At 66.2% G+C, this 17,827-nt stretch carries 15 protein-coding genes; 6 read left to right on the top strand and 9 right to left on the bottom strand.

Annotated elements, in window-relative coordinates:
- Window positions 1-2: 2 nt before the first annotated feature.
- The 4 genes from QRN13_RS04715 to QRN13_RS04700 all read right to left on the bottom strand — a co-directional run bounded on the left by QRN13_RS04715 (window position 3) and on the right by QRN13_RS04700 (window position 5,003).
- Window positions 3-1,217: a hypothetical protein gene (locus QRN13_RS04715; RefSeq protein WP_091750326.1), complete on the bottom strand. Its 1,215-nt coding sequence runs from the start codon at window positions 1,215-1,217 to the stop codon at window positions 3-5.
- Window positions 1,218-1,323: 106 nt separating this feature from the next.
- The gene (locus QRN13_RS04710; protein WP_284877022.1) at window positions 1,324-1,668 is read right to left on the bottom strand and encodes a hypothetical protein; all 345 of its coding nucleotides are present in this window, start codon (window positions 1,666-1,668) and stop codon (window positions 1,324-1,326) included.
- Between the two features lie 55 nt (window positions 1,669-1,723).
- Window positions 1,724-3,367, bottom strand: coding sequence for a peptide chain release factor 3 (locus QRN13_RS04705; RefSeq protein ID WP_284877021.1), 1,644 nt, complete (start codon window positions 3,365-3,367; stop codon window positions 1,724-1,726).
- Window positions 3,368-3,398: 31 nt separating this feature from the next.
- Complete coding sequence (locus QRN13_RS04700) at window positions 3,399-5,003, bottom strand: hypothetical protein (RefSeq protein WP_284877020.1); 1,605 nt, start codon at window positions 5,001-5,003, stop codon at window positions 3,399-3,401.
- Between the two features lie 200 nt (window positions 5,004-5,203).
- Between QRN13_RS04700 and QRN13_RS04695 the strand changes: the two genes are divergently transcribed.
- On the top strand, window positions 5,204-5,350 hold the full coding sequence (locus tag QRN13_RS04695) for a hypothetical protein (RefSeq protein WP_165113816.1): 147 nt from the start codon (window positions 5,204-5,206) through the stop codon (window positions 5,348-5,350).
- Window positions 5,351-5,368: 18 nt separating this feature from the next.
- Here the strand turns inward: QRN13_RS04695 and QRN13_RS04690 are convergent, their stop codons facing one another.
- Window positions 5,369-5,743, bottom strand: coding sequence for a hypothetical protein (locus QRN13_RS04690; protein WP_055753868.1), 375 nt, complete (start codon window positions 5,741-5,743; stop codon window positions 5,369-5,371).
- Between the two features lie 228 nt (window positions 5,744-5,971).
- On the opposite strand from QRN13_RS04690, the gene QRN13_RS04685 reads away from it, so the two are divergent.
- Window positions 5,972-8,116 carry a malate synthase G gene (locus QRN13_RS04685; RefSeq protein ID WP_284877019.1) on the top strand — a complete coding sequence of 715 codons (2,145 nt, stop codon included), beginning with the start codon at window positions 5,972-5,974 and terminating at the stop codon, window positions 8,114-8,116.
- On the opposite strand, the gene QRN13_RS04680 is transcribed toward QRN13_RS04685, so the two are convergent.
- Genes QRN13_RS04680 through cysD form a run of 3 tightly spaced genes read right to left on the bottom strand, consistent with a single transcriptional unit; the run spans window position 8,104 to window position 12,051 of the window.
- Window positions 8,104-9,153 (bottom strand): mechanosensitive ion channel family protein, encoded by a 1,050-nt coding sequence (locus QRN13_RS04680; protein WP_284877018.1) that lies wholly within the window; start codon window positions 9,151-9,153, stop codon window positions 8,104-8,106. The genes QRN13_RS04685 and QRN13_RS04680 overlap by 13 nt on opposite strands.
- Window positions 9,154-9,193: 40 nt before the next feature.
- Window positions 9,194-11,107: a sulfate adenylyltransferase subunit CysN gene (cysN, locus tag QRN13_RS04675; RefSeq protein ID WP_284877017.1), complete on the bottom strand. Its 1,914-nt coding sequence runs from the start codon at window positions 11,105-11,107 to the stop codon at window positions 9,194-9,196.
- Complete coding sequence (gene cysD / locus QRN13_RS04670) at window positions 11,107-12,051, bottom strand: sulfate adenylyltransferase subunit CysD (RefSeq protein ID WP_284877016.1); 945 nt, start codon at window positions 12,049-12,051, stop codon at window positions 11,107-11,109. The genes cysN and cysD overlap by 1 nt, the downstream gene beginning before the upstream one ends.
- 172 nt (window positions 12,052-12,223) lie before the next feature.
- Between cysD and QRN13_RS04665 the strand changes: the two genes are divergently transcribed.
- Window positions 12,224-12,775, top strand: a complete 552-nt coding sequence (locus QRN13_RS04665; RefSeq protein WP_284877015.1) for a lipocalin family protein — start codon at window positions 12,224-12,226, stop codon at window positions 12,773-12,775.
- 12 nt (window positions 12,776-12,787) lie between these two features.
- The gene (locus QRN13_RS04660; protein ID WP_284877014.1) at window positions 12,788-14,110 is read left to right on the top strand and encodes a PQQ-dependent sugar dehydrogenase; all 1,323 of its coding nucleotides are present in this window, start codon (window positions 12,788-12,790) and stop codon (window positions 14,108-14,110) included.
- Window positions 14,111-14,168: 58 nt separating this feature from the next.
- Here QRN13_RS04660 and QRN13_RS04655 read toward each other — a convergent pair whose 3' ends face one another.
- Complete coding sequence (locus QRN13_RS04655; protein ID WP_284877013.1) at window positions 14,169-14,726, bottom strand: flagellar basal body-associated FliL family protein; 558 nt, start codon at window positions 14,724-14,726, stop codon at window positions 14,169-14,171.
- Between the two features lie 325 nt (window positions 14,727-15,051).
- Here QRN13_RS04655 and QRN13_RS04650 point away from each other — a divergent pair, with 325 nt between their 5' ends.
- Window positions 15,052-16,851 carry a long-chain-acyl-CoA synthetase gene (locus QRN13_RS04650; protein WP_284877012.1) on the top strand — a complete coding sequence of 600 codons (1,800 nt, stop codon included), beginning with the start codon at window positions 15,052-15,054 and terminating at the stop codon, window positions 16,849-16,851.
- Between the two features lie 86 nt (window positions 16,852-16,937).
- Window positions 16,938-17,804: a flagellar motor stator protein MotA gene (gene motA / locus QRN13_RS04645; RefSeq protein WP_055754172.1), complete on the top strand. Its 867-nt coding sequence runs from the start codon at window positions 16,938-16,940 to the stop codon at window positions 17,802-17,804.
- Window positions 17,805-17,827 lie beyond the last annotated feature (23 nt).

Raw genomic sequence — 17,827 nt, 5'->3', positions numbered from 1 at the left:
GTCTAGGCCCTCAGAAGCGCCTCGGCGCGATCGGCAAGGGCGTCGACGCCCATTTCCCGGGCCGTCATCGCCGCCTCGCCCAGGATCAGCCCCAGATCGGTCGGGACGACGCCGCCCAGCCGATGCCGCGCCAGCATGATCTCGGCCATACCGATCTGATCGGCGGCCCAGTCGAGCGGCGTCGCCGTCGCCATGCGCGCCCGCAACCGGGTCTCCAGCGTCATCAGGGCGGTCAGGTTCTTGACCGCCTCTGCCAAGGCCACCTCACGCGTGATGCGCCGCTCGCGCGCCAGGGCGCCGATGATCAGTTCGCCGCCCTGCGTCAGGGCTTCCGCCTGGGTCAACAGCATCAGCGGCTGGGCGTCGTCGCCGACACGCAGCACCTGGATCGCGGCCCAGTCCAGCGGGCTGTGATCCGGCGTGAACTGATCGGCGGCGGCGTCGAACATGATCCGCCCCTGGTTGCGGGCCTCGTCATGCCCCGCAATGGCGGCTAGGGCCGACAGGCCAGCGCCGCACAGAGCGAGGGCGCGGGCGCGGGTCAGGGGGCGATGGTCAGGGGATGCGGCCTCGACCAGGGCGCCCAAGTCGCGGCCGGCCTGATCCAGAAGATGCACGTCGCGCTGCACCACGCCCATTTCCAGCGACAGGGCCGCGCGATCCATACGCAGATCCATGTCCTCGGCGTCGTCTCTGCGCACCGCCTCATCCATCAAGACAGCCGCCTGATGAAGGCGGGCGATGTCGCCGCTCAGCCGGGCGGTGCGGACCGTGAGCCGGGCGTGAAGCGCGGCCATGCCGACCGCGATGCGTCGGCTGCGCGGCTGCCCGACCGCCGCAAGGGTCGTCGCCGCGCGGTCCAGACGGCCGGGGTCGCCGCACAGATCAAAGCGCAGCATCAGCACCGCCGCCTTGGCCATGGCGGCCCGCGCGATCTGATCCTCGCCCACGGCTGAACGCGCCAGGCTGTCGGCGCAGCGTTCGGCCCGGTCCAGACTGTCGGCGGCGCCGGTGCGCCGGGCGTGTTCGCGCCACAGGGCGCAGGCGCGGTTCTCGGTCTCGAAGGGACGAGCGCAGGAGACGCGTCCGGCGTCCGTGGCCTCGCGTCTCGCCTCGGCGCGCAGCAGATCTGCGCCGATCAGTTCGACCCAGCCCAGGTCTTCGCTCTCTCGCGCCTGGGCGAAGAGTTTTCGAAGATCACGGCCGAATTCGAACATGCTGGACCTCGGTTATCCCGCTTCGGGACGCAGACTGCGTCACCTGCGGCGTCCAATGCAAACGCAGCGCCGGGAATGCGGTTCGGCTTGGCCTTAAGCCGGCGACCTAGTCGAGTTTCGGCGTCTTCTGCTGGCAGCGTTGCAGATTGGCGCGGGCCTCGGGCGCCTCGGCGTTGAGCTGACGCACCGCGGTGATGCGCGCGCGGGTCTGATCGGCCTCCGCGGCCGGCGCCGTCTTGCCCGCCGCCGTCGCGGCCTGCATGGCCGCCAGGGACCAATAGAGCGCGGCGTCATAGAGCCGACGCCCCTGGACGCTCTCGCCGCCTTCAAGCTCCGACGCGGCCTGGGTCAGGCCCGCACAACGCACCGCCTCCTCATACGAAACCAGCCCCACGGAAGGGGCGGCCTGCAGCATAAAGACGGTGCTGGCTAGGGCGAGAAGCGTCGACATGACCTCAGAATGGCTCAGCTACGTGACCAAAGGAAGTCGTTAGCGGCGCCCGGCCTTAGCCGCGCTCCTTCGTCTTGGTGAAGGCGATCTTGGGGAAGCGTTCGCCGACATAGCCGGTCTCCCAGCTCGACTTGGCCAGGAAGACCGGGGCATGGTCGATGTCGCGCGCCATCTGGGGGCGGTATTTCCCGCTGAAGTCCTCGACGTCCGCGTCGGAGCCCTCCGCGCCTGGAGCGATCCAGCGCGCTTCGGCATAGGGGGAGGGTTCGAAGACGACGTCCAGGCCGTACTCCTCGCCCAGACGGTCGGCCATGACCTCGAACTGCAGCTGGCCCACGGCGCCGACGATGAAGTCCGAGCCGATTTCGGGGCGGAACAGCTGGGTCACGCCTTCCTCGGCCAGACCTTCCAGCGCCTTCTTTAGGTGTTTGGCCTTCAGCGGATCCTTCACGCGAACCCGTTGCAGGATTTCCGGAGCGAAGTTCGGCAGGCCGGCGAAACGAACCACGCCGCTCTCCGAAAGGCTGTCGCCGACGCGCAGCACGCCGTGGTTCGGGATGCCGATCACGTCGCCGGCGAAGGCGTCGTCGGCCAGTTCCCGATCCGAGGCGAAGAACATGATGGGCGCATTGACCGACAGGGACTTGCCGGTGTTCTGCACCTTCAGCTTCATGCCGCGCTTGAAGGCGCCCGACGCCATACGGAACATGGCGATCCGGTCGCGGTGGTTGGGGTCCATGTTCGCCTGGACCTTGAACACGAAGCCGGTGACCTCGTTGGATCCCGGTTCGACCTCGGTCTCGACGGGGGCGGGGGCGTTGCGGGTCTCGGGTGGGGATTCCTTTTTGGCCTTCATGACCTTGGGCGCCGGGGCCCAGTCGCCGATGGCCTTCAGCAGTTCGTCGATGCCGAAGTGGCGAAGCGCCGATCCCCACAGTACCGGGGTCATGTGACCTTCCAGGAAGGCCTGGCGGTCGAATGCCGGATAGCCGCCCTCGACCAGTTCGACGGCCTCGGCCAGGTTGTCCTGCTCGCTCGCCTCGAAATACTGCGCCGCCTGGTCCAGCGGCAGGGCGGGGGGGTGTTCGGGATCCTCGGCCGAACCAGCGGCCTTGCGGGTATAGGGCTGGAACCGGCCGGTTCCGACCTCGACCATGCCGCGCAGGCGATTGCCGCTCTCGGCCGGCCACCAGATCGGGGCGGGGTCCAGCTGAAGGCGTGACGCGATGTCGTCCAGCAGGGCCATCGGGTCCTGGGCCTCGCGGTCCAGCTTGTTGATGAAGGTGATGATCGGGATGTCGCGCAGGCGGCAGACCTCGAACAGCTTCAGCGTCTGCGGCTCGATGCCCTTGGCGGCATCGAGCACCATGATGGCGCAGTCGGCGGCGGTCAGGGTGCGATAGGTGTCCTCGGAGAAGTCCTCGTGCCCTGGGGTATCGAGCAAATTGAACATCTTGCCGTCGTGCTCGAACGTCATGACCGAGGCCGAGACCGAGATGCCCCGCTCCTTCTCGATCTTCATCCAGTCCGATCGGGTGCGCCGGTTCTCCCCGCGCGCCCGCACGGCGCCGGCCGCACGAATGGCGCCGCCGGCCAGGAGGATATGCTCGGTCAGGGTCGTCTTGCCCGCATCCGGGTGGGCGATGATGGCGAAGGTCCGGCGGCGCGCCGCTTCTTCAGGCAGGGTCAAGGAGGACATGGCGCGCGACTACCCTGCCGCGCGCCGAAAGTCACTCGTTGGCGGGAGATGGCGCGGATTCAGACGGTGTTTGCGGAGGGGTTTCCGGCTCCGGCTCGCTGATCTGGGGCGCCTCCTCATCTTCTGTTGCTTCCGGCAAGTCCTGACCTGCCTCGATGGCGGCGATCAGCCGACTAGCGTAGTTTGAAGCGCTGCCGCCGTGGGGGTTGTTGGCCAACGGTTTCAGCACCGCGATCGCCTCTTCCGGCTTGCCGGTTTTCACCAGGGCGTCCGCATAGGGGAAGCGCACCGCCGCCAGTTGAGGGGCGCGGTCCAGCGCCAGGCCCAGGGTCAGCAGATCGTTGTCATTGGGATAGCCTGGCTGGGTCCGACGGAGTTCGGACAGCAGCATCAGGGTGCGATAGTCGTTCTGACCGGCTGCATAGGCGCGAGAGAGATAACCGCGCGCCTGGATGCGCAACGCCTGAGCCTGGTCGTCATCGTCAGCCTCTCTCGCCTGTTTAAGCCGCTCCTGCGCCAGGAACTGCAAGGCTTCGACATGGTCCGGATTGATTTCCAGCAGGCGTTGAAGCGCACGTTCGCCGGCGGGGCGATCGCCGAAATGGAGACCGGCATGGCCGGCGGCGAGCAAGGCCAAGGGATCGTCGCCATGCCGGCCCGCCAACCTGGCGACTTCCTGGCCCAAGGCCTGGCGATCTTCGTCGGGGACGCCGATCTTGAGCCGTTGATTGATAAGCAGGAGATCATCGGCGGCGGGCGACAGTCGCGTGACGCTGATGTCCGCCGTTGGAAACTGGCCGCTGAGCGTCCTGCCCATCAGGCGACCACGGGAGTACTGTCGCAGCGCGGTCTGAAGGTCTCGCAACGACATTCCGGTAGCGGCCTCCATCGCAGGAACGGAATCCTCACCGCCCGAAACGCGCCTCAGATAGTCTTCCAACTGTTCCAGACGCGAAGGGTCGCTGATGAACCAGTGGGTCAGCAGCCAGGCGATCGGATAGTAGGTCGCCTTCTGGCTGTCGGACCGAACTTCACCCGGGCGCTTGGTCAGCAGGACATCAAGAGGAATCCAGCTCTCCGTCAAAATCCAGTAGGCGCGGTTCTGGTTGAACTGCCCCAGCTGCACCTTTCGGTCGCGAACATCGATGTCCGCGGTCATGTAATATTCGGCAAAGCCCTCGACGAACCACGCCGGGTAGGAGCCTGGGAAGTTGCCCAGCATGAAGTGGTGGGCGTATTCGTGCATCAGGATGTCATCGCCCGACATCCCGCCGGCGCCGTCGCCTCTGATGGCGACCGCAAAGATGTCCTCTTCCGTCGGGAAGTAGGTGCCCATCGTGTTTTCACCGCTTTGCGGATGCACACGCGTCAAGCCTCGGCGGCCGCCGACGAGATAGATCGGCATCTTACGCTGCGGCTCGTCCGACATCGAGCCGCCGTGTCGGACCTGCATGACACGATCGAAAATCTCGAGTTTTTGGACGTAATCGCGCAGGGCGCGCTCGCCGCCGTCGCTATAGACGATGAAGCGTTCGCTTTCGGCCCGCAGCCAGTCCGCCCGTGCTGGCTGAGCCATTGCGGCAAACACAATCGATCCCACCGCCGAAATGGCGCAGGTTACCAGCTTCGAACTCATACAATCAGTCCCGAACATCCCGTGAGGGCGAAGGTGCAACTTCCACGCGCCGACGTCCAGCCGATTGGTCCACGTAAAATAACCCCTCGCCACGAAGGGCTATCGGAGTCATGCTCGGTTCTGGAGGAGACGATCAGGCCGTCAGAGTCCGACGCTCCCCTCCCGGATCGATCCGGGATCATAGGGAAAGGACAAGGACGATGGCTGTCATCCATCCTCAAGATCGTATCGCCCACGCGCCGCGTGAGCGGGCGCCGCTGCATCCGGCGGTGGGGCTGGTCGTCGGCTTCGGCTTTATCGTAGCCGTGGCGACGCTGGTCCATGTGGTGTTCAACGCCGTCTTCTGACGGCGTTTCAGGCCGCGATCAGGCGGCCAGGCGGTTCCAAACGGCGCGGTCGGCAGAGACAGCGTCGAGGCGACGGCCCTTGGCCTGAAGCTGGCGCATCACCTGTTCGGGCAGGGTGCAGAAACGCGGCTCGACCAGGTCGGGATTGCAGGCGGGTGCCGGCGCCGCGAACAGGGCGGCGTTCACGTCCGGGCTGCGCTCGGCGATCAGCCAGGCCAGGCGACGGGCGCGTTCGGGATCGTTGCGGTGAAGCAGCGGGTCCTCGGCGAACAGTTCGCAACCCAGTTCCAGCAGATAGTCCAGACCCAGCTTCTCGAACCGGCGCGCGTCGGCGGGCGTGACCGGGCAGGCCTCGTCCAGGTCGAACACGACATCGTTCAGAAGAAACAGCATGGGCGAGACGCTCGACTGGCCGGACGCGAGTTCGTCCGTAAGCTCACAATAGGCGCCGCCGCTTGCAGTCCCGTTCACGGACGCGGTTAAGAGTTTCTGACCAGCCGGCCGTCGCCTTGTAAGAAAAGCGACGGCGATGACGCGACGTTACCCTTGCGCCAGTGTGCGGCCTCAGCTTACCTGATCACGCATTGTTACAGGCCGGCGTCGCGCCGGAGAGAGGCCGTCATGACGACCCATGAAGATCGCGCCGGGCTGAAGGTCGCGGGCGAATTGATCGCCCTGATCGAGCAGGACGTACTGCCTGGGCTGGGGCTTGATGCGGCCGCCTTCTGGAGCGGGGCTGCGGCGATCTTCGAGCGGTTCGCGCCCGAGAACCGCTCGCTTCTGGCGCGACGCGACGCCTTGCAGGCTCAGATTGACGACTGGCACCGGGCGCGGCGGAGCCAGCCGTATGATGTGGCGGCGTCGCAGGCCTTCCTGAAAGAGATCGGCTATCTGGCCGAGGAGCCGGCGCCGTTCACCGTCGGGACCGAAGGCGTGGACGCGGAGATCGCGCGCATGGCCGGGCCGCAGCTGGTGGTGCCGGTGCTGAACGCGCGCTTTCTGTTGAACGCCGCCAATGCGCGGTGGGGCAGCCTGTATGACGCGCTTTACGGCACGGATGCGTTGGGCGACCTGCCGGCCGGCGGCGGCTATGACGCGGCGCGCGGCGCGCGGGTGGTGGCGCGGGCCAAGGCCTTTTTGGACGAGGCGGCGCCGCTGGCGGAGGGATCGCATGCGGATGTCGCCGGCTGGTCGGTGATCGACGGCGCGTTGTCGCCCGCGTTGAGGGATGCGGGCCAGTTCGTCGGCTTTACCGGCGAGCCCGGCGCACCCGCCTCAATCCTGCTGGTCAACAACGGGCTGCACATCGAACTGGTGATCGACCGCAGCCATCCAGTGGGGCGCGGCGATGCGGCGGGTCTAGCGGACGTAGTCCTGGAATCGGCCCTGTCGACCATCGTCGATCTGGAGGATTCCGTCGCGGCCGTCGATGCGGCGGACAAGGCCGAGGCCTATCGCAACTGGCTGGGTCTGATGCGCGGCGACCTGTCCGCGACGTTCAAGAAGGGCGGCGAGACCCTGACCCGCGCCTTGGAGCCGGATCGCCAGTGGACGGCGCCGGGCGGGTCGTCGGTGATGCTGAAGGGACGCAGCCTGCTGTTCGTGCGCAATGTCGGCCATCTGATGACGACCCCGGCCATTCTTCTGGCGGACGGGTCGGAGGCGCCCGAGGGGATCATGGACGCCATCGTGACCAGCCTGATCGCCCTGTATGACATCAAGGGTCTGGGTGGGTTCGGCAACAGCGCGACGGGCTCTGTCTATATCGTCAAACCCAAGATGCACGGGCCGGAAGAGGCCGCCTTCACCGACCGTCTGTTCGACGCGGTCGAGGATCTGCTGGCCCTGCCGCGCCATGCGATCAAGGTCGGGGTGATGGATGAAGAGCGCAGGACCTCAGCCAATCTGGCGGCCTGCATTCAGGCGGTGAAGGACCGGATCGTCTTCATCAACACCGGCTTTTTGGACCGCACCGGCGACGAGATCCACACGGCCATGCAGGCCGGGCCGGTGGTGCGAAAGGCCGACATCAAGTCCAGCGCCTGGATCGCGGCCTATGAGGCGAGAAACGTCGCCATCGGCCTGAAATGCGGCCTGTCCGGCAAGGCCCAGATCGGCAAGGGGATGTGGGCAGCGCCGGACCGGATGGCGGACATGCTGGATCAGAAGATCGGCCACCCGAAGACGGGCGCCAACACCGCCTGGACCCCCTCGCCGACGGCGGCGACCCTGCATGCGCTGCACTATCATGCGGTCGATGTGTTCGTGGTTCAGAAGGAGGTGGCCGGGCGCGAGACGCCGGGGCTGGAGGCCTTGCTGACCCCGCCGTTGGCGAACGGCGTCAACTGGTCCGAGGACGAGGTGGCGGCCGAGCTGGACAACAACGCCCAAGGCATACTGGGCTATGTCGTGCGCTGGATCGATCAGGGGGTGGGCTGTTCCAAGGTGCCGGACATCCACGACATCGGTCTGATGGAGGACCGGGCGACGCTGCGGATCAGTTCGCAGCATATCGCCAACTGGCTGCTGCACGGGGTCTGTACGGCCGATCAGGTCGAGGCGGCGTTCCAGCGCATGGCGGCCAAGGTCGATGGTCAGAATGCGAGCGATCCGCTGTATCGGCCGATGGCGACGGACCCGGATAACAGTCTGGCCTATCAGGCGGCGCGGGCGCTGGTGTTCGAAGGCGTCGAGCAGCCGAACGGCTATACCGAGCCGTTGCTGCACGCCTGGCGGTTGAAGGCGAAGGCGGCTCAGTCCGTCTGACGGGCCTTGGGCGGAGCGGGCGGTTCCGGAATCTCCGCTTCATCGTCGGCCATGACGTCGTCGGCGGCGTCGTTGGCGGTTCGGGCGGGGGTTTGCGGGCCGGTCGGTCGCGGCGGTGCGCCGATGCCGTAGCCGAGGCGCTTCAAGGCCTCTTCGCCGTCCAGGCCGAAGGCGGTGCGCAGGCGAAGATCGGTCTGGGGCACCGGCACCTCGACGCCCGCCGCATCCAGGGCGTCGGCGATCAGCCAAGTGTAGGCGGCGTGCATGGCCGCCGGGCGTTTGACGGCGTCGCGCGTCGGCCAGACCACCAGTTCGAACGACAAGCCCCGATCGCCGAAAGCCACCAGCCAGACCTGGCTCTTGCGGGCCTCCGTTTCCGGCAGGGTGAAGGGGCTGGCGCGGGCGGCGGCCAGAACCGCATCGCGCACCTGTCCCCGGTCCGACCCATAGGCGACGGTGAAGGGCACATGGATGCGACGGGTGTCGCCCTTCATCGTCCAGTTGGTCACGGGCTGTTCGATGAAGCGCGAGTTGGGCACCAGCACATTGACGTTGTCATTGGTGCGGACACGGGTGGCGCGAGGGCCGATCTCCATGATGGCGCCGCGAATGCCGATGTCCTCGATCTCGATATAATCGCCGACCGACACCATCCGGTCGAAGATCAGGAACAGGCCGGAGACGAACTCCTTGACCACGCCCTGCAGCCCGAGACCCACGCCGATGCCCAGCGCGCCGGCGAAGACGGTCAGGGACGACAGGTTCAGCCCCGCCGCCGACAGGGCTGACATGATACCCACGACGATGATGCCGTAGCCGGCCAGGCGCTCCAGCAGATAGATCGCCTGACGGCTGCGGTCCGAGCGCTCGCGCACCCGGCGCAGCGACCGCGTCACCAGCCAATGGGCCGCGAACGCGATCAGCAGGATCACGCCCGCGCTGACCAGACCGCCCAGCGTCAGATTGATCCCGGCGATGCGCGCGATCTGCGACTGCTCGATGGTGTCGAGGCCCAGCTTCTGGATCGGATTGGTCATCAGTTCCTAGAGCGTCCGGCGAACGGTCAAGGTTCCGAACCTAGATGGCGAAGTCCTCGGTCGAGAATTGCCCATCCAGCCAGGCGACGATGCGTTCAGCGGCGTCCTCGGGCGACATGGTCGTGGTGTCCACGACGATCTCGGGGTGTTCGGGCGCTTCATAGGGGCTGTCGATGCCGGTGAAGTTCTTGAGCTCTCCCGCGCGGGCCTTCTTGTACAGGCCCTTGACGTCGCGGGTCTCGGCCACCGCCAGCGGTGTGTCGACGTGGACCTCGACGAACTCGCCCTCGCCCAGCAGGTCGCGGGCCAGACGGCGTTCGGCGCGGAAGGGCGAGATAAAGCTGACCAGGACGATCAGGGCGGCGTCCACCATCAGTTTCGACACTTCGGCGACGCGGCGGATGTTCTCGACCCGGTCCTCTTCGGTGAAGCCCAGGTCGCGATTCAGCCCGTGGCGGACATTGTCGCCGTCCAGCAGATAGGTGTGGCGACCGTCGGCGTGCAGCCGCTTTTCCACCAGATCGGCGATGGTCGACTTGCCTGCGCCGGACAGGCCGGTCAGCCAGACGACGCGCCCTTTCTGGTTCTTGATGGCTGCTCGAGCGTCCTTGTCCACCGACAGAGCCTGCCAATGGATGTTGTGGGCGCGGCGCAGGGCGAAGTGCAGCAAACCCGCCCCGACCGTGCGGTTCGAGATCCGGTCGATCAGGATGAAGCCGCCCAGATCCTTGTTCTCGGCATAGGGGGCGAAGGCGACCGGGGCATCCAGCGACAGGTTGCAGACCCCGATCTCGTTCAGCTCCAGCCGACGGGCCGGTTGCTGTTCCAGGGTGTTGACGTTCACCTTGTGCTTGGGCTCGGTGATGGTGGCGCCCACCAGCTTTGCGCCGATCTTGAGCAGGTAGGGGCGGCCAGGCAGCAGGGGCTCGTCGTCCATCCAGACCACGGTGGCCTCGAACTGGTCGGCCGCCTCGGGCGAGGCGTCGGCGCTGGCCAGGACGTCGCCGCGCGAGACATCGATCTCGTCGTCCAGGGTCAGGGTGATCGACTGACCGGCGACGGCCTGATCCAGATCTCCGCCGGCGGTGACGATGCGAGCGACGGTCGAGGTCTTGCCCGACGGCAGGACGCGCACCGGGTCGCCCGGGCGCACGGTCCCGGCGGCGATCTGGCCGGAGAAGCCGCGGAAGTCGAGGTTGGGCCGGTTGACCCATTGCACCGGCAGGCGGAACGGATCGGCCTGAAGATCGTCGCCGACCTCCAACGTTTCCAAGAGGTGCATCAGCGGCGGGCCGGCGTACCAGGGCGAATGGGCGCTGGGCTCGGTGATGTTGTCCCCGCGCAGGGCCGACATCGGAATGGCGTCGAAGCCCTTCAGCCCGATCTGACCGGCGAAGGCGCGGAAGTCGGAAACAATGGAATCGAACACGGACTGGGACCAGCCCATGAGGTCCATCTTGTTGACCGCCAGGATGACGTGGCGGATGCCCAGCAGGCTGACCAGATAGGCGTGACGCCGCGTCTGGGTCAGGACGCCCCGGCGCGCGTCAATCAGGATGACGGCGGCGTCGGCGGTCGAGGCGCCGGTGACCATGTTGCGCGTGTACTGTTCGTGGCCTGGCGTGTCGGCGACGATGAATTTGCGCTTTTCGGTCGAGAAGAACCGATAGGCCACATCAATGGTGATGCCCTGCTCCCGCTCGGCGGCCAGGCCGTCGACCAGCAGGGCGAAGTCGATGTCGCCGCCTTGGGTGCCGACCCGGCGGCTGTCCGCCTCCAGCGCCGCCATCTGATCCTCGAAGATCATCTTGGAGTCGTAGAGCAGCCGCCCGATCAGGGTGGACTTGCCGTCGTCCACGCTGCCGCAGGTGATGAAGCGCAGCAGGCTCTTGTGCCGGTGGACGTCCAGATAGGCGTCGATGTCGCGGGCGATCAGGTCTGATTGGTGGGCCATCAGAAATAGCCCTCCTGCTTCTTCTTCTCCATCGAGGCGGACTGGTCGTGGTCGATCATCCGCCCCTGTCGCTCGGAGGTGGTGGTCAGAAGCATTTCCTGGATCACCTCGGGCAGGGTCGCGGCCGTGCTCTCGACCGCGCCGGTCAGGGGGTAGCAGCCCAGGGTGCGGAAGCGCACGGACTTCATCTGCGGCGTCTCGCCGGGACGCAGTCGGAACCGGTCGTCATCGACCATGATCAGGGTGCCGTCACGCTCCACCACTGGCCTTTCGGCGGCGAGGTAGAGAGGCACAATGGGGATCCGCTCCAGGTGGATGTATTGCCAGACGTCCAGCTCGGTCCAGTTTGAGATCGGGAAGACGCGGATGCTCTCACCGGGCCTTTTGCGCGTGTTGTAGAGCCGCCAGGGTTCGGGGCGCTGGTTCTTGGGGTCCCAACGGTGTTCGGCCGTGCGGAAGGAAAAGATGCGTTCCTTGGCGCGCGACTTCTCCTCGTCGCGACGGGCGCCGCCGAAGGCCGCGTCGAAGCCGTAACGGTTCAGGGCCTGTTTCAGCCCCTCGGTCTTCCACAGGTCCGTGTGCAGAGCCGAGCCGTGATCGAAGGGGTTGATGCCGCGTGCGAGGGCGTCGGGGTTCTGGTGGACCAGCAGTTCGACGCCCAGATCGGCCGCCGCCTGTTCGCGCATCGCGTACATGGCGCGGAACTTCCACGTCGTGTCGACGTGCAGAAGCGGGAAGGGCGGCCTGGACGGATAGAAGGCCTTCTTCGCCAAGTGCAGCATGACGGCTGAATCCTTGCCGATCGAATACAGCATGACCGGACGCTCGGCCTCGGCCGCCACCTCGCGCAGGATGTTGATGCTCTCGGCCTCCAGGCGCTGAAGGTGCGTCAGGCGCGCAGGGCGCAGGGCGAGGCTGTTTCTGGTCAGGGTGGCGATATTCACCTAGGCGTCTCCGTCGAACGCCATGTGACAACGCCAATGCGCGCCAGGGGACAAGCGAGGGTTACTGTCGTCCGCTGTGAGATTTTCGGCCCGCAGCGTCCGATTTCGTCGTCGAAGCGTAACGGAACCAGGGTCGCTGAAAGCGGCTTATGGCTTCGAAACGGAAACGCCCATGTCCAGCTTGAAATCCCTCGCCGCATCCGCCGCCGCCGCGATCGCGCTGGCGGGATGCGTGACCGCGCCGTCGCCTTCCGAATATCGCGCGCCCCAGCCGGCCAAGCCGGTGGACGTGCAGCGTCTGTGGTCCGGGCGCTGGCACGAGATCGCGCGCCTGCCGGATCGGCTGACCGACGGCTGCGTCGCCGGCGCGTCGATCTATACGCCGGTGGAGGGCACACGCGTCGATGTGCGCGACACCTGTCAGGTCGGCACGCCGCAGGGCAAGGAAAAGGCCATCGGCGGGCGGGGCGAAATCCTCGATCCGGGCACCAACGCCAAGCTGAGGGTCAAGTATCTGGCCGGGTTCGTGACCTGGGATTATTGGGTGCTGGATCGGGCGGACGACTACAGCTGGTTCATCTCGGCCGATCCGACGTTCGAGCGCCTGTTCATCTACACGCGTGAACTGCCCAGCGAGCAGCAGGTGCGCGCCTTGACCGAACGGGCGCGGGCCCTCGGATACGACGTCAGTCGTCTGGAGTTCCCGGCCCAACCGGCGCGGTAAGGATCAAAGGCCATGCGCTCGTCACGGACGGTTCTGTTCGCCTCGACACTGCTCGCGACGGTGATCGGTCTGGGGGCCTGCGCGGGCGGGACAGCCTTGCCCGTCGCGGCGGGGTTTGGTCCGGACCCGCAACTGCCGGCGCCGCGTCAGGGCTTGCTGCCCACCGTCAACATCGCCCCGGCGTCGAGCTGGCCCGAAGGCGCGACGCCGGTCGCGGCGGCGGGTTTGCGCGTACAGGCGTTCGCGACCGGCCTTGATCACCCGCGCTGGCTCTATCGCCTGCCCAACGGCGATATTCTGGTCGCGGAGTCGAATGCACCGCCCAAGCCCGAAGACAAGAAGGGCGGTCTGCGTGGCTGGGTGATGGGCAAGGTCATGGCCAAGGCCGGCGCCGGTGTCCCGAGCCCCAACAAGATTGTCCTGCTGCGGGACGCGGACGGCGACGGCGCAGCGGAGATCAAGAGCGATTTCCTGACCGGACTGAGCTCGCCGTTTGGCATGGCTCTGGTCGGCGACCGGCTGTACGTCGCCAACGCCGATGCGGTTGTGGCGTTTCCGTATCAGAGCGGCCAGACGCAGATCGACGCTGCGGCCACGAAGGTCGCAGACCTGCCCGCCGGCCGCAATCACCACTGGACCAAGAGCCTTGTCGCCGGCCCGGACGGCCGGCGGCTTTATGTCGGGGTCGGATCGAACTCCAACGTCGGCGAAAACGGCCTGGATGAGGAAGTCGATCGCGCGGCCATCCTGGAGATCGATCCAGCGACGGGCGCGCGGCAGGTCTATGCCTCGGGCCTGCGCAATCCGGTCGGAATGGACTGGAACCCTCAGACCGGCCAGCTATGGGTCGCGGTCAACGAGCGTGATGAAATCGGCGACGATCTGGTGCCCGACTATATGACGTCGGTGACGCCGGGCGCCTTCTATGGCTGGCCGTGGAGCTATTACGGCCAGACTGTCGATACGCGCCCACCCGCCAATCCGGCGATGGTCGCGCGCGCGATCCGTCCGGATTACGCTCTCGGCGCGCACACGGCGTCGTTGGGGCTGACATTCGGACAAGGCGCGAACCTGTTGCCGCCAGCCTTGCGCTCGGGCGTTTTCGTCGGCCAGCATGGATCGTGGAATCGCAGCGTGCGCAGCGGCTACAAGGTGATCTTCGTGCCGTTCGTCGATGGACGTCCCGCCGGGCCGCCGCAGGATGTTCTGACCGGATTTCTGAACGCCCGGGGTCAGGCGCAAGGCCGGCCCGTCGGGGTGCAGATCGACCGAGAAGGCGCCCTGCTGGTCGCCGATGATGTGGGCAATGTCATCTGGCGCGTCAGCGGCGCCTGAACCTCGATCATAGAAAAAGCCCCGGCCGAAACCGGGGCTTTCCATTATTCTGCTGAGATCAGTTCAGCGGCTGGACCGTGATCGCCGGCGCGGCGGGCGTGGTCACGACCGGAGCCGGGGTCGAAGCTGGGGGCGCGGTGTTTAACTGGCTGGTGCTCGACGTCGAGGCGGCTGGCGCGGTGTAAGGTTGCGGACCCGAAGGCGTAGCCGGCGTCTCAACACGGGCAGCGGCAGGCCGTTCAACGGCCGGCGCAGCGCGACGAGCCACGGGTTCGGCGCGGCGAGCGACCGGCGCAGGCGCGGCGGCGGGCGTCGGAGCCGCAGTCGGCGTAGCCTCGGCCGGAGCGGGCGTGACCGGCGCCTGGGCGGCCGTCATCGCGGCGGGCGCGGTCTGCATGGCCGGTGCGGCCGTCTCGGCGGGCTGGGCCGGAGCGGCCTGTTCGCCGCCCATCATCATGGCGACGCCGCTGCCCAGCAGCACCACCGCGCCGATCGGGGCCAGGATCATCCAAGTCTTCACCGACTTCTTGGACTTGGTCGTGCGAGCGTAACGCGGGACGAAGGTCGTGTCGTCGGCGCGGGCTTCGGTATTGGCGTTGGCATAGGTCATAGACATTGTTTCTGTCCTCCATAACGTCGATCAACCAACCCGCCGTTCCGCAACGGTGTTCCGCGTAAAGCGCAAAAGCCCCGAAGAAACACCGTTTCCGCCCGCAATGGGGCGAAGACCGTGCGCGCGGCCGCCGCATTTGCCGTCAATGCGGCAACAAAAAGCAGGGCGGTGCTCTGGATTTCCGCCGCGTCAACCGAACAAATGGATCACGGCTGGGCGGCAATTCGTCAGGTTCGCGAAGGATTGCGGACCCTACGGTTGACCCGACCGGCCGCCTTCGTCCATCACCGGACCGGGTGGAACACGCATTGACCGGAGTACGGCGCGCATGGGTTTTGTAGCCAATATCCGTAGGGATGTCCGGTTCGCGCGCGGCCTGTTCCGTCTGTTGAAACGCATCAAGCCGATCGAGTTGGACAGCGACGTCCTGCTCTGCGACGACTTCGAAGAAGCCGTCGACAAGTTCGCCGACAACATCGCCATCGACGACGGTCAGCGCACCCTGACGTATCGCGACCTGGACGCCATGGCCAACCGCTTCGCCCACTGGGCCAAGAACCGGGGCCTGCGTCGCAGCGACACCATCGCCCTGATGATGACCAACCGGATCGAGTATCTGGCGGCGTGGATCGGCTTCTCCAAGGTCGGCATCGCGACGGCCCTGATCAACACCAATCTGAACGGGCAGGGGCTGGCCCACTGTCTGGCCATCTCCAAGGCGTTCAACGTCGTCGCGGACGAGGATTGCTGGCGTCAGATCGAGGAGGCGCGGCCTCTGGTCGATCACAACCTGGCGCTTTGGGTGCTGGGCCTGACCGACGATCTGGAGACCAGCGACCGTCGCGGCCTGGACAAGCCCGTGCGCGGCGGGTCTTCGGTGCGGCCGTCCAAGTCGGCGCGCGAAGGCCTGACCAACCGCGACACCGCCCTTTATATCTACACCTCCGGCACGACCGGTCTGCCCAAGGCGGCGCGCATCCCGCATTCTCGCGCCCGGACCTATATGCGCGCCTTCGCCGGCGCCACGCGTTCGACGCCCGAAGACCGGATCTTCAATGTCCTGCCGCTGTATCACTCGACCGGCGGTCTGGTCGGCGTGGGCGCAGCGCTGTTGAACGGCGCGCGGTTGGTGATCCGCAAGAAGTTCTCGGCCAGCACCTTCTGGCGCGACGTGCGCTCGTCGGGCGCGACCATGTTCGTCTATATCGGCGAGCTGTGCCGCTATCTGGTCAACTGCCCGCCGCACGAGGACGAGACCAAGCACAAGCTGCGTCTGGCGTTCGGCAACGGCCTGCGCGCCGATGTCTGGCCCGACTTCCAGAGCCGGTTCAAGATCCCCGACATCCTGGAGTTCTACGGCTCGACCGAAGGCAATGTCTCGCTGTTCAACTTCGACGGCAAACAGGGCGCGATCGGTCGGGTGCCGAGCTTCCTGAAGTCGCAGATCAATATCCGCCTGGTCGAGTTCGACGTGGAGACCGAACAGCCGATCCGCGGCTCGGACGGTCTGTGTCGCCTGGCGCGCGTCGGCGAGGTCGGCGAGGCCATCGGCCTGATCGGCAACGACATCCGCCACGACTTCTCGGGCTACGCCGACAAGGCTGCCTCGCAGAAGAAGATCCTGACCGACGTGTTCAAAAAGGGCGACCGCTGGTTCCGCACCGGCGACCTGATGAAGCAGGACAAGGAAGGCTATTTCTACTTCGTCGACCGGATGGGCGACACCTTCCGCTGGAAGGGCGAGAACGTCTCGACCTCCGAGGTCGAACAGGTGCTGATGGACGCGCCGGGCGTGACCGAAGCCATCGTCTATGGCGTGCCTGTGCCGGCCCAGGACGGCAAGGCCGGCATGGCGGCCCTGGTGGTCGAGGGCAAGTTCGACGCCCAGGCCTTCTCCGACCATGTCGAGGCCAAGCTGCCCGCCTATGCTCAGCCGGTCTTCGTGCGGCTGATCAAATCGGCGGAGACGACCGGCACCTTCAAATACCGTAAGGCCGATCTGGTGGTCGATGGTTTCGATCCGTCCAAGACCGGCGCCGCCCTCTATGTGCGGGGCGGGGCTGCGGGTTATCAGAAGCTGACGGCGGCCGGGCGCAACGCCATCCTGAAGGGCGAAAGCCGTCTGTAACGACTGGGAAGGCGGCGTTCGCGAAACGCCGTCTTAATGATTAATGGCGATAGTCCCGACCTCTCGCGTCAGGATTGTTCGCCTCCATGTTCCAGATCATCGGCATCGTGCTGCTGTTCGGCCTCGTCTTCGGCAGCTACGCCATTTCGGGCGGCAAGTTCGAAGTGATCCTGCACGCCGCGCCGCACGAGCTGATGGCCATCGGTGGGGCGGGCATCGCCGCCTTCCTGATCTCCAACTCCCTGCCGGTGATCAAGGGTTCTATGGCGGGTCTGGGCAAAACCTTCGCCGGGCCGAAGTGGAAGAAGCAGGACTATAAGGACCTGCTGTCGCTGCTGTTCCAGCTGACCAAGACGATGAAGTCCAAGGGCGTGGTGGCGCTGGAAAGCCATATCGAAAAGCCCAAGGAATCGACCATCTTCCAGAAGTATCCCAAGGTGCTGAAGGACCATTTCGCCGTCGACTTCATCTGCGACACCCTGCGGATGATGACGATGAACCTGGAGGATCCGCACCAGGTCGAGGATGCGATGGAAAAGCAGCTCGAAAAGCACCATCACGAGCATCTGGAAAACGCCCACGCGCTTCAGAACCTGGCCGACGGCCTGCCTGCGTTGGGCATCGTCGCCGCCGTGCTGGGGGTCATCAAGACCATGGGTTCAATCACTGAGCCGCCCGAGGTTCTGGGCGGCATGATCGGCGGCGCCCTGGTCGGCACCTTCATGGGCGTGTTCCTGGCCTATGGTCTGGTCGGTCCATTCGCGGCGCGCCTGACGGCCATCATCAACGAGGAAGCCGCCTACTATAAAATCATTCAGTCTGTGCTGGTGGCCCACCTGCACGGCAACGCAGCCCAGATTTCGGTCGAGATCGGCCGGGGCGACATCCCGTCGTCGGCGCAGCCGTCGTTCGGCGAGATGGAAGAGGCGCTGAACAGCATCACTGCCGACTGATCCCGACTTTCCTGATCTTAACT

Source organism: Brevundimonas sp. MEB006b (assembly GCF_030209705.1).
Lineage (GTDB): Bacteria > Pseudomonadota > Alphaproteobacteria > Caulobacterales > Caulobacteraceae > Brevundimonas.
This window is presented reverse-complemented; position numbering and strand designations above follow the sequence as displayed.

What these genes read in the sequence shown, in the direction of transcription:
- QRN13_RS04650 (WP_284877012.1), top strand. Translation starts at nt 15,052, where the DNA reads ATGGGTTTTGTAGCCAATATCCGTAGGGATGTCCGGTTCGCGCGCGGC.
- QRN13_RS04710 (WP_284877022.1), bottom strand. Translation starts at nt 1,668, where the DNA reads ATGTCGACGCTTCTCGCCCTAGCCAGCACCGTCTTTATGCTGCAGGCC.
- motA (WP_055754172.1), top strand. Translation starts at nt 16,938, where the DNA reads ATGTTCCAGATCATCGGCATCGTGCTGCTGTTCGGCCTCGTCTTCGGC.
- QRN13_RS04695 (WP_165113816.1), top strand. Translation starts at nt 5,204, where the DNA reads ATGGCTGTCATCCATCCTCAAGATCGTATCGCCCACGCGCCGCGTGAG.
- QRN13_RS04655 (WP_284877013.1), bottom strand. Translation starts at nt 14,726, where the DNA reads ATGTCTATGACCTATGCCAACGCCAATACCGAAGCCCGCGCCGACGAC.
- QRN13_RS04680 (WP_284877018.1), bottom strand. Translation starts at nt 9,153, where the DNA reads ATGACCAATCCGATCCAGAAGCTGGGCCTCGACACCATCGAGCAGTCG.
- QRN13_RS04685 (WP_284877019.1), top strand. Translation starts at nt 5,972, where the DNA reads ATGACGACCCATGAAGATCGCGCCGGGCTGAAGGTCGCGGGCGAATTG.
- cysN (WP_284877017.1), bottom strand. Translation starts at nt 11,107, where the DNA reads ATGGCCCACCAATCAGACCTGATCGCCCGCGACATCGACGCCTATCTG.
- QRN13_RS04665 (WP_284877015.1), top strand. Translation starts at nt 12,224, where the DNA reads ATGTCCAGCTTGAAATCCCTCGCCGCATCCGCCGCCGCCGCGATCGCG.
- QRN13_RS04705 (WP_284877021.1), bottom strand. Translation starts at nt 3,367, where the DNA reads ATGTCCTCCTTGACCCTGCCTGAAGAAGCGGCGCGCCGCCGGACCTTC.
- QRN13_RS04690 (WP_055753868.1), bottom strand. Translation starts at nt 5,743, where the DNA reads ATGCTGTTTCTTCTGAACGATGTCGTGTTCGACCTGGACGAGGCCTGC.
- QRN13_RS04715 (WP_091750326.1), bottom strand. Translation starts at nt 1,217, where the DNA reads ATGTTCGAATTCGGCCGTGATCTTCGAAAACTCTTCGCCCAGGCGCGA.
- QRN13_RS04660 (WP_284877014.1), top strand. Translation starts at nt 12,788, where the DNA reads ATGCGCTCGTCACGGACGGTTCTGTTCGCCTCGACACTGCTCGCGACG.
- QRN13_RS04700 (WP_284877020.1), bottom strand. Translation starts at nt 5,003, where the DNA reads ATGAGTTCGAAGCTGGTAACCTGCGCCATTTCGGCGGTGGGATCGATT.